This window comes from Methylorubrum rhodinum, from assembly GCF_014199935.1.
Lineage (GTDB): Bacteria > Pseudomonadota > Alphaproteobacteria > Rhizobiales > Beijerinckiaceae > Methylobacterium > Methylobacterium rhodinum.
This window is the reverse complement of the sequence record NZ_JACHOP010000044.1, coordinates 1-14,702: the sequence shown is the minus strand read 5'-3', so window position 1 is coordinate 14,702 and position 14,702 is coordinate 1. Positions and strand designations below refer to the sequence as shown.

Below are 14,702 nucleotides of genomic sequence, written 5' to 3'. Positions count from 1 at the left end.
CTCACCGCCCTGCGGGCGTGAGGGCACGCGGCACCTCGCACCCCGTCATAATCCGCGCCGAAACACCCAACCGCGTTCTCACACAGCCTCGGTGGATTGCTGTCGGCCTCCTCCCGAGACGGCAACTTGAGGAAGCGGACGTTTGCTCAGGTAACAATTTACGAGCGCTTTGTGACTCTCCCGGCCCTTCGACCATGCGCAAAGTTACCGTGAAAGTTTACAGAACTCGGCTGATAGCTCATCGAATGCGGTATGGAGGAAGTAGTCCAGAGGCTGATCGCCGCCTGCTTGGATCCAGTCTTCGATGGCGATGCGCATGGCGCCGAGCGAGGCCATAGCGACGAGGCGCAAGGACGTGCTGCGGTCGGGGTTTGGCCACCGCTCGGCAAGTGTCCCATGAAGGGCCTGCTCATGGATGCCGTAAGTCGCCTGCTTACGCGCCTTCAAGGTTTCGCTCGACCGCAGGACGCGGTCGATGCCGATAAACTCCTGGGTACGGAAGCCCGCGGACAGTGCCAGTAAGGCATCGCGGACTGCTTCCACCGGCGCTTTGTCAGAAGGCTGGGCCAGGACCGCCTTGTGCAGGGACACGCTGAACCCCCGCATCTGCCAATCCAGCAGGATCTCTTCCTTCGACTTGAAGTAGTAGAAAATCGTACGACGCGAGATGCCGGCCGCCTCGGCGATGGCATCCAGGGTCGTCGCCTCGTACCCGTCCCTACTGAATAACCTCAGACCCGTCTCCGCAATCCGCTCGAACGTCTCCTGACGCTTACGCGCGCGCAGGCCTTCCGGCTTCGATGAGACGATCTCCATGCCCTCGTTCTGACATGCGATTCCGCAATTGCAAAATTGCACTCAGTGCGAATAAATTTTTGCACTTAGTGCGATTTGCCTCGCGGCCAAGGAAGCTTGAATGTCCCGCTGGACCTTGAATGACCTGCCGTCCCAATCGGGACGGATCGCAATCGTCACGGGCACGGGAGGCCTCGGTTTCGAAGTTGCGCTCGCACTGGCTCAGGCTAGTGGCGAGGTCATCATAGCCGGGCGCAATCCAGACAAGGGCGCGCGAGCCGTCATGGCGATACGACAGCAGTCGCCGGACGCCAGGATCCGGTTCGAGATCCTCGATTTGGCGAGCCTCGCTTCCGTGGCCGCCTTTGCCGGGCGCATGGCGGGCGATCTCGACCGCATCGACCTGTTGATCAACAACGCCGCGGTGATGAACCCGCCGACGCGCAAGGTCTCGGGCGACGGCTTCGAGTTGCAGTTCGCCACGAACTACCTCGGGCATTTCGCGCTTACCGCCCGTCTCCTGCCGTTGCTGCGCCGCGCGCACGAGCCCCGCGTCGTCACGCTTTCCAGCGTCGCAGCGCGGGGTGGCCGCATCGACTTCAACAACCTGCATGCTGAGCGAACCTATCGCCCGATGGCAGCCTACAGCCAATCCAAGCTCGCCTGCCTGATCTTCGCGCTCGAACTGCAGCGCCGCAGCGATGCGAACGGCTGGGGATTGGCCAGCCTCGCGGCGCATCCGGGGATTTCGCGAACCGACCTGCTACCGAACGGCTCGGGTCGCTGGAGCCCCGCGGGCATCGCGCGGACCTACCTGTGTTTCCTGTTCCAGCCGGCAGCGCAGGGAGCGCTGCCCACCCTGTATGCCGCATCTTCGCCGCTCGCGTCGGGCGGCGGGTACTACGGGCCGACGCGCCTCGGCGAGACCCGCGGCACGCCCGGGGTTGCCGCCATACCCGCCCAAGCCCGCGACGAGGCCGTGGCGGCTCGGCTGTGGACCGAGTCCGAACGTCTGTCCGGTGCGGCATTCCGATAGGTCCCGGTCAGCGGGCGAATTGTTCTGATCAGAGCCCTCAGCGCACGCGCTCCCAGAGGATGGCGATCTGCGTTCCGTCCGGCCGCCGAAAGCTTTCCCGCATCTGGTCGCCATCGACGACGAGCGTGAGCTCCCGGGTCGTCCGCACGGCGCCGACCCAGTTCGGGAAGGTCGAGCTCTCCACGCGGTTTCCGCTGAATGCGGCGGTCGCATCCACCGTATAGGTGCCGAAGAACCCGATGCCACCGGCCATGGCGGCTCGATTCTCCTCCGCCGTGCCCTGGCCCCTCACGTTCGAGGCGAATCGCGGCACATCGCCGTCGGTGAGAACTTCGATGAAGCGGAGGTCGGCGGTGAACACCAGAAGCCCGTTCGGGCGCGCGCCGTAGGCGGACAAGTTCCGGCCATCCGGGTCGAGCTGCGCGGACACCATGCGCCACGTCCCGACAACCTGGTTGGTAGGTTCGGCCCTGGCAGCGGACATTAGGGCGAGGGCGCCGGCGAACACCGTCATTAAAAGCTTTGAGCAGTCCATCACCCTTCCCCGATTGCTCCTGCGGCGGCCACCACGACCGGAGCGGGACGCTCGCCGATAGCCGGCCGATCGGAGAACACCTCGTGGAACGCGGGCGAACACCGATCGGACTTGACCTTGTGGCGACGTTCGTACGGCGTCGAGCCTGTCGAGGACGGCCGAAACGGGCTGCCGGGTTCTCCCGTCGCTCCTGACGCGCGGGTTGTTCGGCCACGGCATCGGTCGACCTCCGATCCGTCTCTCAGCGTGTGGGAGTGACAGGACGCAGGAGATCGGCGTGGCCGATGCGGTGCAGGAACTTGCCGCGGACCCTGTCCATGACAGCGAAGGTGACCTCCGCACCGTCACTCGCCGGATCGACGAAGACCCGCAGCGGACGTTGGCCGTGCGGCCTGTCTACGATCCCGGCAACGACGCGACCGACTTCCCCGGGATCGGCTCCGTCCGGAACGGTCGCAGCCAGCGCCTTCTGCATGTCGTCGGCGAAGCCGGGCGCGTAGGCACTGGCATAGTCTTGCGCCACCGCCCCGTCCTTCGGGCTGCCGGCGTTGGCGAAGTGGTTTGTCCCGGTGGTGAACGCACCCGGCACGACGATCGAGGTCTCGATGCCGAGGGGCGCGAGCTCCTTGGCGTAACAGACGGCAAGCGCATCCATGCCGGCTTTAGCCGCGAAGTAAGGCCCGAGGAACGGCGGCACGCCGCCGGCGACGCTCGTGCTCGACTCCCAGACGAGCAGCCCCGAGTGAGCCGCGCGCATGTGCGGCAGCACCGCCCGGTTCACCCGCTGCGTGCCGAGCACGTTTAGGTTGTAGACGTCGGCCAGTTGCTCGGGCGTGAACGCCTCGCTCGGTCCGTAGACCATGTGGCCGGCGTTGTGCACGAGCACGTCGAGGCGCCCGTGCGCCTCCAGGATCGTCGCGACGGCCGCCGCGATCGAGCGGTCGTCCTGGACGTCGAGCTCGACCGAGCGCAGGTCCACACTGCGCGCGGCGGCATGGCGGGCATTGTCTTCCACCGCGGGTGCGTTCTTCGCCTGCGTGCCCCGCATGGAGGCGTAGGCCGTGTGGCCGGCTCCGGCGAGATCGCGGGCGATCATCCGCCCGAACCCGCTCGACGCACCGGTGATGAGGGCGATCAGCGTCATGTTCGGTCCTCCCTAGATCGCGCCGCCGTTGGCGCGCAGCACCTGACCGTTCACCCAGCCGCCGTCCGGCCCGACCAGAAAGGCGATGGCGGCGGCGATGTCGTCGGGCGCGCCGAGCCGGCCGAGCGGGATCATCTTCGTGACCTGCGCCACCTGCTCGTCGGTCTTGTCGTCCAGGAACAGCTTGGTCGCGATCGGCCCCGGTGCGATGGCGTTGACCGTGATCCCGCGGGGCCCGAGTTCCTTGGTGAGGATATGCGTCATCGCCTCCACCCCGGCCTTGGTCGCGGCGTAGACGCCATAGGTCGGCTGGTAGAAGCCGACCACGCTCGACGAGAAGCTGACGATGCGGCCGCCCTCGCGGATACGCCGCGCGCCTTCGCGCAGGCCGTTGAAGACGCCCTTCAGGTTCACGGCGACGTGCCGGTCGAATAGGCCGTCGTCTGTCTGAGCGAGCGGCGACAGCTTCATGATGCCCGCGTTATTGACCAGCACGTCGATCCCGCCGAAGGCGCGCTCGGTCTCGTCGAAGAGCCGTGCGACGGCCGCCGGATCGCTGATGTCGGCTCGGACCGCGATCGCCTGTCCGCCCCGAGCGACGATCCCGTCCGCGAGGGCGCGGGCCGGCGCCTCGCTGCCGGCGTAGTTGACGGTGACCGCCAAGCCGTCCCGCGCCAGCCGTTCGGCGACCGCCGCGCCGATGCCCTGCGAGGATCCCGTGACAATCGCGGTTCGCATCGCGGCCATGCTCATCCTCCTTGCAAACGCCGGTGACCCGTGCACCCACGCCGGCATTTGGGCGGATCCTGCCAAGCCGCTACGGTGACCGGCGCACTTGCGCGGCCCCGCGATCCTCAAGCGCGTTCTCGCGATGATGCCGGGTGCCGCGATACGTGCTCGGGGCCACGCCCACGTGCCGCTGGAAGGCGGCCGCGAAGGCCGCTGGGCGGGTGTAGCCGCAGGTGAGCGCGACCTCGGACACCGGCAGATCGCTCGTACGCAAAAGTCGCCGTGCCGCGTCCATGCGCACGGCCGTCAGGTAGGCGTGGGGTGTCGCGCCCATCCGCTCCCGGAAGCGACGGCCGAAATGGTGCACGCTGATGCCGGCCTCGCGCGCCAGCCGACCGAGCGTCAGTGGTTCACCGAGATGGGCGGTCATGAAGTCCAGAACGCGCGCAAGGCGCCGGTCGGTGATGAGGCCTGGCTCGCGGCCCTCGTCCCCGGACCACCACCCTGCGTGGCGCGAGAGAAGATGAGCGGCGAGCCACTGCCCGGTCTGCTCGGCGTAGAGGTCGACGCTTCCGGTTTCGAGCGCGCGCAGCAGCGACACGGCACAGGCCGCGACGACGGGATCGCGAAACACCAGGGAGGAAAGCGGCGGTGTCGCCGAGGGGGCGCCGAGGCGACGATACTCCTGCGCGACATCGGTGATCAGGTCGTGGGGAAGGTAGAGGTGGATCGAGCGGAACGGCGCCCGCTCGCCAGCGGTGCTCCAGCGCATGCGGGTCGTCTCGTAGGGCGGGGTGAGGCCCATCGCGCCCGGCTGGTAGACGGCCGTCCGCCAGAGGCCGCGCTTGGCCACGGCGATGCGATGTTCGCCGCGCGTGGCCACCACCAGGGTCAGGTCGGGCGTCGGATGGGTTTCGAAGACTTCGCTGTGCCCGCGGCCTTCGTGGTGGTCGAGCAGCAGGGCGCTCCAGCCGGCCCCTCGGCTCGACCGGAGGAGGGCATTCGGCTTGGCCCCGGCGCAGCGGGTGCTGGCCTCGGCGTACCAGGGGAACGTCGTCGAGGCAGGGACCGCGCCGGGAGTGCCGGGCTCAGGAGCCATCGCGCAGCAATCCGCAGGCGAGTTGCCGGAACGCGCCGACAGCCTTGTCGAGGACGCGCGCGGGATCGTCGGACGCGGCGACCCACAGCACGGCGCTCAGCGCGGCACCGTTGAACAGGCGGCCGGCCGCCTCGACGTCGAGCGCGTGCACAACACCCTGATCGATCAGGGCGCGAAGCGTCCGCATCGTGATCTCCAGGCAAGCGTTCTCGCCAGGCCACTGCGACGGATCGCCGAGGACGGCGGGACCGTCGCGCAGCATGATGCGCTGGATCTCCGGCTCGGCGGCCATGGCGATGTAGGCGGCACCCTCGTCGAGGAGGCCTTGCCAGAGATTCGGCGCCCGCTCGCGAACCAGACGCAGGCGCTCGGCCATCTCGCCGTCGATCTGCGCGATGACGGCCCAGAGCAGGCCCTTCTTGTCGCCGAAGTTGTGGTAGAGCGCGCCGCGCGTGAGGCCGACCGAGGCGGTGAGCTCGTCCATCGACGCAGCCGCATAGCCCTGTTCCGCGAAGACCCTGCGCGCGGCGGCGACGAGCTTGTGCCGGGTCTCGGCCATCGTCTCGGCCCGCCGCCGAGCGGTGACGCGTCCCGGGCTCGGGACTTCGCGCTGGACCATTGACATACGACTCGTATGTGAGCGAGGTTCTACATACGGGGCGTATACCAAAGAGGCCCCGCTGTCGAAGATGCCCGGTCGCGGCTTCATGAGACGATGTCCGTTTTCGTCCGACCGCGCACGCAGAAAGGTCCGGCCCCATGTCGAAGCGCGACGCCGTATCGCCCGCCGACCGCCACGCCCTCTACGACGCGCACCGCTATTCCGCGGCCATCCGCTCGGGGGATCTCCTCTTCGTTTCCGGCCAGGTCGGCAGCCGCGACGACGGTTCGCCAGAGCCGACGTTCGAGGCCCAGGTCCGTCGCGCCTTCGCCAACCTGCGTGCCGTTCTGGCGGTGGCCGGGTGCACCTTCGACGACGTCGTCGACGTCACGACCTTCCACACCGACCCGCAGGCGCAGTTCGAGATCGTCATGGCCGTCCGCGACGCGGAGATCGGTGAGCCGCCCCTACCCCAACTGGACGGCCGTCGGCGTCACGTGGCTCGCGGGCTTCGACTTCGAGATCAAGGCCATAGCCCGGATACCGGCGACCGTCTCGACCTAAAGCAGATTCCGACGAAGTGATCATCAGGCACCGGCGGAGCGTGCCGCGCTGTCGGAGACCTTCGCGATGGCCGCTCTCAACTTTGGCGTCGCGTGATCCCCGAACGCGCGCAGGGTCGCGTTCCGCCGCGGGATCGGGTGAAAGATCAGATGAATCGGAATCAGCGCCGGTTCGACGTGGGGAAGGAGCCGAATGAGCCGCAGACCTCTGGCATGCCACGGAGGCGGCAACTGAAACCACCGACAGATGTCTAGGCTCCATCCTCGCTGCGTCCCGGAAAGGCGCTGAGCGAGACCCGCGCGACCTCCCGCAAGGCGTCCCGGTCGGCACCGGAGGAGGCCAGGACACCCATGCCCGAGGCGACCGTGGACAGGAAGCGGGCCAGGGCCGCCGGCTCGGCCTCGGCGCCGAGATCGCCCTCCCGCTGCGCCTGGACGAAGCGCTCGCGCAATTCCGTCTCGCTCAAGGCACGCCGCGAGGCCAGTTCGAACGGGATGTTCTCCGAGCCCTCACCGCAGGCGAGCCCGCCCTGGACCAGCAGGCAACCGGGCGGGTTGGCCGGATCGGTATGGCTCTCGGCGATGCTGCTCAGGAACCGTTCCGCCACCTCGCGCGCCGTCCGGCCCGCCAGCACATAGCGCATGTGCTCCGAGCGGCGCTGCGCGTAGCGATCGAGGGCGGCCTTGAGCAGACCCTCCTTGCTGCCGAAGGCCGCGTAGAGGCTCGGCGGCTTGATGCCCATCGCCTTGGTCAGCATCGCAAGGCTCGCGCCGTCGTAGCCGTGGCGCCAGAACACCTCCATCGCCTCGTCGAGGGCCTTGTCCGCGTCGAACGACCGGGGCCGTCCCATCGCCATTGTCTGCCGGCTCCAACTTTTGTATCGAGTGATAGATAAGTCTCTTGACGTTCCGCGTCCATACCGACATGTGTAGCGAACCCTACAGATGTCGGAGCCGGCCGTGGACCCTCATCGCGACGCTTCCCTGACCCGTTTCCTCCTCCGGCGCAGCGCCGGGGTCGGCCTCGCCCTGGCGCTGCTGGCGGGCGCCTCCTACCACCTCGCCTCCGGTCCCCTGTTCAAGGGCACGCCGGCGCTCGCCGCGACGCCCCAGCCCGAGTCCGCCGCGCCGGCCGCCGTCGCCACGGTCGAGCCGCGCGAGGTCGTCCTGTGGGACGAGTTCTCGGGTCGGCTGGAGGCGGTCGAGCGCATCGACGTGCGGGCCCGCGTCGGCGGCGCGATCCAGGCCACGCACTTTGTCGAGGGCGATCTGGTCAAGGCCGGCGACCTCCTCGTCACCATCGATCCCGCGCCCTACGCGGCGGAGGTCCAGCGCCTGGAGGCGCAGGTCGCAGGCGCCGAGGCGCGCGTCGCCCTCACCGCGGGCGATTGGGAGCGTGGGCGCCGGCTGTCCGAACAGCAGATCGTGACGGCCCGCGACCTCGACGTGCGCGCCAACGCGTTCCGGGAGGCGAAGGCCGGCCTCGACGGGGCCAAGGCGGCTTTGGACGTGGCCCGGCTGAACCTCGGCTACACCCAGGTGCGGGCGGCGGTGGGCGGGCGCGTCGGGCGCCGCGAGATCACCCCGGGCAATCTCGTGGCCACCGGCGCAGGCGCGCCAGTGCTCACGACCCTCGTCTCGGTCGATCCGGTCTACGCGAGCTTCGACGCCGACGAGACCGTCGTCCTCAAGGCGCTCGCCTCCATCGCCGGCCCGGAGGGCGCGCGGGGCAGGCTCGACCGCATCCCGGTCGAGATGGTGACGGCGACGGGCACCCGCGCCCGCGGCCATCTGCAGTTCATCGACAACCGGGTCGATGCTCGCAGCGGCACGGTCCGGGTGCGCGCCACCTTCGCCAACGGCGACGGGCAGCTCATCCCCGGCCAGTTCGCACGGATGCGGCTCGGCCAGGCCGCGCCCGAGCGGCTGCTCCTCGTCGACGAGCGCGCCGTGGGCACCGATCAGGACAAGAAGTTCGTCCTCGTCGTCGGGGCGGACAACCGCGCCGCGTTCCGCGCCGTCACCCTCGGTCGGGCGGTCGAGGGCCTGCGCGTCGTCACCGCGGGCCTCGCTGGCGGCGAGCGCATCGTCGTCAATGGATTGCAGCGCATCCGCCCCGGCACGCTCCTGCGGCCCGAGGCGGTGGCAATGGGTGAGCGCACGCCCGGCAGCACCGGCACACGCAGGCTCGCCAGCGCCGACGCACCGTAACGCGCAAACGCCTCGCCCACGCACGACCCGACGCGCGCGACCGCCCCCGGCGGCGGCCCGGTCCCTTGCGCCTGATGCCCGGCCCCGGAGGGCGACATGAACCTGTCCAAGTTCTTCATCGACCGCCCGATCTTCGCGGGCGTGCTGTCGGTGCTCATCTTCATCGGCGGGCTGATCTCGCTCTTCGCGATGCCGATCTCCGAGTATCCGGACGTGGTGCCGCCCTCGGTCGTCGTGCGCGCGACCTTCCCCGGCGCCAATCCCAAGGTCATCGTCGAGACGGTGGCGACGCCGATCGAGGAGCAGATCAACGGCGTCGAGGGCATGCTCTACATGTCGAGCCAAGCCACGACCGACGGCATCATGACCCTGACCGTCACCTTCCGGCTCGGCACCGATCCGGACAAGGCGCAGCAACTCGTCCAGAACCGCGTCGCCCAGGCCGAGCCGCGGCTCCCGGCGATCGTGCGCCAGCTCGGCATCGTCACGGTGAAGTCCTCTCCCGACCTCACCATGGTGGTGCACCTCGTCTCGCCCGACGGGCGCTACGACATGACGTACCTGCGCAACTACGCGGTCCTCAATATCAAGGACCGGCTCGCCCGCCTCGACGGCGTCGGCCAGGTGCAGCTGTTCGGCTCCGGCGACTATTCCATGCGCATCTGGCTCGACCCGCAGCGGGTCGCCGAGCACGGCCTGTCGGCGGGCGACGTGGTGCGCGAGATCCAGGCGCAGAACGTGGAGGCCGCCGCCGGCGTCATCGGCGCTTCGCCCGCGGTGCCGGGCCTCGACCTTCAGCTCTCGCTCAATGCCGAGGGGCGCCTCACCAGCGAGGAGCAGTTCGGCGACATCGTCGTCAAGACCGGCGAGAACGGCGAGATCACGCGGTTGCGCGACATCGCCCGGATCGAGCTCGGCGCCTCGGACTACGCGCTGCGCTCGCTCCTCGACAACAAGTCGGCGGTGGCGATCCCGATCTCTCAGTCTCCGGGCTCGAACGCGATCCAGATCTCCGACGAGGTCCGCCGGACCATGGCCGAGATCAAGCGCACCATGCCCGAGGGCATCGACTACCAGATCGTCTACGATCCGACCCAGTTCGTGCGTGCCTCGATCGAGGCGGTGATCCACACCCTGCTCGAAGCCATCGCCCTCGTGGTGCTGGTGGTGATCCTGTTCCTGCAGACGTGGCGGGCCTCGATCATCCCGCTTTTGGCCGTGCCGGTCTCCATCGTCGGCACCTTCGCGGTGATGCACGCCTTCGGCTTCTCCATCAACGCGCTGAGCCTGTTCGGCCTCGTGCTCGCCATCGGCATCGTCGTCGACGACGCCATCGTCGTGGTCGAGAACGTCGAGCGCAACATCGAGGCGGGCTTGTCGCCGCGCGACGCCAGCTATCAGGCGATGCGCGAGGTCTCGGGGCCGATCATCGCCATCGCCCTCGTACTGGTCGCGGTGTTCGTGCCGCTCGCCTTCATCAGCGGCCTGACCGGTCAGTTCTACAAGCAGTTCGCGCTGACCATCGCGATCTCGACGGTGATTTCGGCGGTCAACTCGCTCACCCTCTCGCCCGCCCTCTCGGCGCTGCTCCTGCGCGGGCATCATGCCCCGAAGGACCGGCTGACCCGTGTTCTCGATACGGGGCTCGGCTGGTTCTTCCGCCGCTTCAACCGCGCCTTCGACCGGGCCTCCGATGCCTACGGGCACGGCGTGCGCGGGGTCATCTCGCGCAAAGGGGCGATGATGGTGCTCTACCTCGTCCTCGTCGGTGTGACCGTGGGGCTGTTCCAAAAAATTCCCGGCGGCTTCGTGCCGGGCCAGGACAAGCAGTACCTCGTCGGCTTTGCCCAACTCCCGGACGGCGCCACCCTCGACCGGACCGAGGACGTCATCCGGCAGATGAGCGAGATCGCCTTTAGGGAGCCCGGCGTCGAGAGTGCGGTCGCCTTCCCAGGGCTATCGATCAACGGCTTCACCAACTCGTCGAACTCCGGGATCGTGTTCTCGACGCTCAAGCCCTTCGAGGAGCGCAGAGGGCCGGCGCTGAACGGCGCGGCCATCGCCCAGTCGCTCAACAAGAAGTACGCGGCGATTCCGGAAGCCTTCATCGCGATGTTCCCACCGCCGCCCGTCAACGGGCTCGGCACCATCGGCGGCTTCAAGCTGCAGATCGAGGACCGTGCCGGCCTCGGCTACGAGGCGCTGAACGCGGCGACCAATGCGTTCATGGCGCGTGCCGCGCAGGCGCCGGAGCTGGCGGGGCTGTTCTCCAGCTTCCAGATGAACGTGCCGCAGCTCTTCGCCGACATCGACCGGACCAAGGCGCGCCAGCTGCGCATTCCGGTCACAGACGTGTTCGACACGCTGCAGATCTATCTCGGCTCGCTCTACGTCAACGACTTCAACCGGTTCGGCCGCACCTACTCGGTCCGCGTCCAGGCCGACGCGCCGTTCCGCGCCCGCCAGGACGATATCGGCCAGCTCAAGGTGCGCGCCGGCTCGGGCGAGATGGTGCCGCTCGCAGCCCTCCTGCGGGTGCGCCAGACCGCGGGCCCTGAGCGGGCCATGCGCTACAACGGCTTCCTCTCGGCCGACATCAACGCGGATGCGGCTCCCGGCTATTCCTCGGGCCAGGCGCAGGCGGCCGCCGCGCGCATCGCCGCGGAGACCCTACCGCGGGGCTTCAGCTTCGAGTGGACCGACCTGACCTACCAGGAATTCATTGCCGGCAATTCCGGGGTGTGGGTCTTCCCGCTGGCGCTGCTGCTCGTCTTCCTCGTGCTCGCCGCGCAGTACGAGAGCCTCGCCCTGCCGCTCGCAATCCTCCTGATCGTGCCGATGGGCCTCTTGGCCGCGATGTTCGGGGTCTGGCTGTCGGCGGGCGACAACAACGTCTTCACGCAGATCGGCCTGATCGTGCTGGTCGGCCTGTCGGCCAAGAACGCGATCCTGATCGTGGAATTCGCCCGGGAACTCGAATTTTCCGGCCGCTCGCCGGTCCAGGCGGCGATCGAGGCGAGCCGCCTGCGGCTGCGCCCGATCCTGATGACCTCCATGGCCTTCATCATGGGTGTGCTGCCGCTTGTCACCGCGACAGGAGCCGGATCGGAGATGCGCAGCGCCATGGGCGTGGCGGTGTTCTCCGGCATGATCGGCGTGACCGCGTTCGGCCTGTTCCTGACGCCCGTCTTCTACGTGCTGCTGCGCCGCCTCTCTGGCAACCGTCCGCTCAAGCAGCATGGCGAGGGCGTTACGATCGGTGCTCGAGAGGGTATGGGGCAAGCGGCGTAAGGCGGAATGCAGGGATCTGGACCGAGCGCGTCCAGTGTCGGGTCAGCCTGCAGCCGGGACCCACGCCTTCGAGACCACCGCATCGGACGGGCCTCGATCAGGCCCCCGACGGACGAGCTTTGGCTCGCAGCATGATGCGCGTCAGCTCGGAGGGCGGGCCCAGCCTGAGGGCGAAGCCCGGCCAAAGCGCCGTACCGTTGTTGACGTAGAGCGTCATGCCGCCGACCGCGTAAGCGCCCGAGACGAAGCCGCCATTGGCCCGCGCGACAAGCCTGTCGAGACCCACGAACATCCCGCCATGCGTGTGACCGGACAGCTGCAGCGCTACGCCCTTCGTCGCCGCTCGGGCCGCATTCCCCGGCTGGTGGTCGAGGAGGATGACTGGGGCACCCGCTGGAGCGCCGGCCAACGCCGCATCGAGGTCGTGGGCCGGTTGGCCCGCATGCGCCGCCGAGAGGTCGGTCACGCCGGCCAGGACGAGCGCGTCGTCGCCGCGTCTCAGGACCGTGTGGCGGTTCGGCAGCACGGCCAGCCCCAGATCGGCATAGTGGCGCATCCACGCCGCATACTCGAAAAAGTACTCGTGGTTGCCGGGGATCAGCCAGACCCCGTCGGGGGCCCGCAGATCGCGCAGCGGCGCGACGTCGGCGCGACGGGCGGCGAGCGATCCGTCGATCAGGTCGCCGGTGATCACGATGAGGTCGACGCCCAGCGCATTGGATCGCGCCACGACTGCGCGCGTCCACGGCGCCGGAAAAAGGCGGCTGAGATGCAGGTCCGTCAGCTGAAGGAGCCTGTAGCCGTCGAAACCGGCGGGCAAGTTCTCGATCTCGACCGTGACATCCTTGAGCGGGGGCAGCCGCACGGCCTGCTGCACCGCGACCGCCGACAGGATCATGGCGAGCGCCGCCTCGGCGTATAGCCACGCCACCGGCAGCGACCAGCGGCCTCCGGACACGAGCTTGCCGGCCAGGACCACGACGTCGAGCGCCACCTGCATCACCGCCAGCAGGACGATGACGCCGAAGGCCCAGTTGAACAGGAGGATCAGCGGGCGCGGGAACTCGGGCGCGAAGACCGATCCCGACGAGAGGCGGCTCCACAGGTGGTACTGGGACGCAACGAGCAGCAGGACCGCGATGCACGCCTTCAGCGCGAGCGGCCATGGCAGCGGCCACAGCACCCTGGCGATGACGTAGAGGCTGGGCAGGCCGAAGATCAGTTGGAACATGGACCGTCCGGGCGGGGCGAAGGCGCGCGACCGCTACGAGCGGGAACGATACCGACGAGATGGAGGCTGCGACGGTTCCGTAGCGGCGTAGGCCGTCGGCGTCACGGCAAGGATCGGCCGCCACGTCTCGCTCCACTCCGCCAGGGGCGAGGGATCGCCCCGGAAGGCCAGGTCGAGGAAGGTCAGCGCACCGTCCGCCGTCGCCCGCTTCACCTGCGGATTGAGTCTCGCCCCGCCGGTCAGCGACCGATCGGTGAAGATGCTGTGCGACCCGCCCTCGAACACCGCCAGCGCCTTCCTCGTCGTCCCGATCGCCGCGTAGACGTCGAGACGGTCCTGCACGGGCGAGCGCCGACCGGGCAACGCGATCACGTCCTCCGTCGCCGTCACGTGGAAGGTCGGCATGGTGACGGAGGCGAGCACGGCCGGCAGATCGCGCTCGCCGTAGAAGGGCGGCGCCGAGATGACGATGCCGGCCTTGAAGCGCGAATCGCTGCGGTCGAGCGTCCTCCCGTTACGAACGACCCGCGCGCCGCCGACGATCAAGATCGTGGTCGCGCCGTAGGAATGGCCGGCTGAGACGATGCGGGTCCGGTCGATGAACGCGGCGAAGAAGCTGTCCTTGTCGAGGATCCGGTCGAGCGCGAAGCTTACATCGGCGGCCCGGGCGATGGCCTCGCGCTCGTCCGCCGCCACGTTCACGCGGTCGAGAATTTCGAACGGATTGCCGGCCCAGACGCTGCCGTCGCTGCCGACATGCTGCACGTGGAGGCTGGCGGTGCCGTTGGCGGCCCAGTGGCGCCCAAGATAGCTGTAACCCGTTCGCGAGTGGCCCAGGCCGTGCGGGAAGACGATCAGGGGAACCGGCGCGGCCGGTGATCCTGGCGATGGCCAGTAGAGGCGCGCCGGCACCCGGCGGTCGCGACGGGCATCGACCCAGTCCAGATCCGCGATGCGGACGTCCTCGGAGGCCGCCTCGGCCGGCCGCACCGCACGTGTCAGCGCGCTCGCCGCAAAGCCTCCGACGAGCTTGGCCCCGAAGCGACGCCGGCTGAGGCCGGGGCGCGGGCATCCATCATCCCTCAAGGGGGCCTGCCTCTCCAAGACGGTGACGACGTCCACACACACCGCTGGCTAAGCCACTTCCCGTCGTAGACGCGGTGACGAGGCGCACACCGCGTGCGATCGTCGTTACGACACCTCTGTCGATGGAAATGGCCTGAACCCCCACACGGACATTTGGGGCGCCCCGGTTGAAGGCGAGGAAGGGCCGACGCCGGAAGGCAGCCCAGCTGCCAGTGGATGTCCGGTTCCGGGTGGTGTGCTGAAGTCCGCTCATGGCGCGAAGCCGTCGTTCAGCGGGCAAATGCTCAACAGCAGCTTACCACCGAGGCTGTGTGAGAACGCGGTTGGGTGTTTCGGCGCGGATTATGACGGGGTGCGAGGTGCCGCGTGCCCTCACGCCCG

Annotated in this window: 12 protein-coding genes and 1 pseudogene; 4 read left to right on the top strand and 9 right to left on the bottom strand. The window is 68.6% G+C overall.

The window, feature by feature from the left end; genetic code table 11:
- Nucleotides 1-204: 204 nt before the first annotated feature.
- Nucleotides 205-816 (bottom strand): TetR/AcrR family transcriptional regulator, encoded by a 612-nt coding sequence (locus HNR00_RS24975; protein ID WP_183574217.1) that lies wholly within the window; start codon nucleotides 814-816, stop codon nucleotides 205-207.
- Between the two features lie 100 nt (nucleotides 817-916).
- Between HNR00_RS24975 and HNR00_RS24970 the strand changes: the two genes are divergently transcribed.
- Nucleotides 917-1,831, top strand: a complete 915-nt coding sequence (locus tag HNR00_RS24970) for an SDR family oxidoreductase (RefSeq protein WP_183574215.1) — start codon at nucleotides 917-919, stop codon at nucleotides 1,829-1,831.
- Nucleotides 1,832-1,868: 37 nt separating this feature from the next.
- On the opposite strand, the gene HNR00_RS24965 is transcribed toward HNR00_RS24970, so the two are convergent.
- From HNR00_RS24965 to HNR00_RS24945, 5 genes are all read right to left on the bottom strand, one after another.
- Nucleotides 1,869-2,315: a lipocalin-like domain-containing protein gene (locus HNR00_RS24965; protein ID WP_281383357.1), complete on the bottom strand. Its 447-nt coding sequence runs from the start codon at nucleotides 2,313-2,315 to the stop codon at nucleotides 1,869-1,871.
- 292 nt (nucleotides 2,316-2,607) lie between these two features.
- Entirely contained in the window at nucleotides 2,608-3,510 is a 903-nt protein-coding gene (locus tag HNR00_RS24960) for an SDR family oxidoreductase (RefSeq protein ID WP_183574204.1), read from the bottom strand.
- Nucleotides 3,511-3,522: 12 nt separating this feature from the next.
- A complete protein-coding gene (locus tag HNR00_RS24955; protein WP_183574202.1) occupies nucleotides 3,523-4,263 on the bottom strand; it encodes an SDR family oxidoreductase in 741 nt (246 codons plus the stop codon).
- Between the two features lie 64 nt (nucleotides 4,264-4,327).
- Complete coding sequence (locus HNR00_RS24950; protein ID WP_183574200.1) at nucleotides 4,328-5,338, bottom strand: AraC family transcriptional regulator; 1,011 nt, start codon at nucleotides 5,336-5,338, stop codon at nucleotides 4,328-4,330.
- Complete coding sequence (locus HNR00_RS24945) at nucleotides 5,328-5,897, bottom strand: TetR/AcrR family transcriptional regulator (protein ID WP_183574198.1); 570 nt, start codon at nucleotides 5,895-5,897, stop codon at nucleotides 5,328-5,330. Before HNR00_RS24945 ends, HNR00_RS24950 begins: the two co-directional genes overlap by 11 nt.
- A 200-nt stretch (nucleotides 5,898-6,097) precedes the next feature.
- On the opposite strand from HNR00_RS24945, the pseudogene HNR00_RS24940 reads away from it, so the two are divergent.
- Nucleotides 6,098-6,503, top strand: a pseudogene (locus HNR00_RS24940) (RidA family protein).
- A gap of 250 nt (nucleotides 6,504-6,753) precedes the next feature.
- Here HNR00_RS24940 and HNR00_RS24935 read toward each other — a convergent pair.
- Nucleotides 6,754-7,359 carry a TetR/AcrR family transcriptional regulator gene (locus HNR00_RS24935; RefSeq protein WP_183574196.1) on the bottom strand — a complete coding sequence of 202 codons (606 nt, stop codon included), beginning with the start codon at nucleotides 7,357-7,359 and terminating at the stop codon, nucleotides 6,754-6,756.
- 88 nt (nucleotides 7,360-7,447) lie between these two features.
- Here HNR00_RS24935 and HNR00_RS24930 point away from each other — a divergent pair, with 88 nt between their 5' ends.
- The gene (locus HNR00_RS24930; RefSeq protein ID WP_183574194.1) at nucleotides 7,448-8,713 is read left to right on the top strand and encodes an efflux RND transporter periplasmic adaptor subunit; all 1,266 of its coding nucleotides are present in this window, start codon (nucleotides 7,448-7,450) and stop codon (nucleotides 8,711-8,713) included.
- Between the two features lie 96 nt (nucleotides 8,714-8,809).
- The gene (locus tag HNR00_RS24925; protein WP_183574192.1) at nucleotides 8,810-12,004 is read left to right on the top strand and encodes an efflux RND transporter permease subunit; all 3,195 of its coding nucleotides are present in this window, start codon (nucleotides 8,810-8,812) and stop codon (nucleotides 12,002-12,004) included.
- A 97-nt stretch (nucleotides 12,005-12,101) separates the two neighbouring features.
- Here the strand turns inward: HNR00_RS24925 and HNR00_RS24920 are convergent, their stop codons facing one another.
- Nucleotides 12,102-13,235, bottom strand: coding sequence for a metallophosphoesterase (locus HNR00_RS24920; protein WP_183574190.1), 1,134 nt, complete (start codon nucleotides 13,233-13,235; stop codon nucleotides 12,102-12,104).
- A 33-nt stretch (nucleotides 13,236-13,268) separates the two neighbouring features.
- Complete coding sequence (locus HNR00_RS24915; RefSeq protein ID WP_183574188.1) at nucleotides 13,269-14,321, bottom strand: alpha/beta hydrolase family protein; 1,053 nt, start codon at nucleotides 14,319-14,321, stop codon at nucleotides 13,269-13,271.
- Between the last annotated feature and the right edge of the window lie 381 nt (nucleotides 14,322-14,702).

Bases quoted from the DNA above. Each gene is read 5' to 3' on its own strand.
- HNR00_RS24975 (WP_183574217.1), bottom strand. From the start codon at position 816: ATGGAGATCGTCTCATCGAAGCCGGAAGGCCTGCGCGCGCGTAAGCGT.
- HNR00_RS24970 (WP_183574215.1), top strand. From the start codon at position 917: ATGTCCCGCTGGACCTTGAATGACCTGCCGTCCCAATCGGGACGGATC.
- HNR00_RS24965 (WP_281383357.1), bottom strand. From the start codon at position 2,315: ATGTCCGCTGCCAGGGCCGAACCTACCAACCAGGTTGTCGGGACGTGG.
- HNR00_RS24960 (WP_183574204.1), bottom strand. From the start codon at position 3,510: ATGACGCTGATCGCCCTCATCACCGGTGCGTCGAGCGGGTTCGGGCGG.
- HNR00_RS24955 (WP_183574202.1), bottom strand. From the start codon at position 4,263: ATGAGCATGGCCGCGATGCGAACCGCGATTGTCACGGGATCCTCGCAG.
- HNR00_RS24950 (WP_183574200.1), bottom strand. From the start codon at position 5,338: ATGGCTCCTGAGCCCGGCACTCCCGGCGCGGTCCCTGCCTCGACGACG.
- HNR00_RS24945 (WP_183574198.1), bottom strand. From the start codon at position 5,897: ATGGCCGAGACCCGGCACAAGCTCGTCGCCGCCGCGCGCAGGGTCTTC.
- HNR00_RS24935 (WP_183574196.1), bottom strand. From the start codon at position 7,359: ATGGCGATGGGACGGCCCCGGTCGTTCGACGCGGACAAGGCCCTCGAC.
- HNR00_RS24930 (WP_183574194.1), top strand. From the start codon at position 7,448: ATGTCGGAGCCGGCCGTGGACCCTCATCGCGACGCTTCCCTGACCCGT.
- HNR00_RS24925 (WP_183574192.1), top strand. From the start codon at position 8,810: ATGAACCTGTCCAAGTTCTTCATCGACCGCCCGATCTTCGCGGGCGTG.
- HNR00_RS24920 (WP_183574190.1), bottom strand. From the start codon at position 13,235: ATGTTCCAACTGATCTTCGGCCTGCCCAGCCTCTACGTCATCGCCAGG.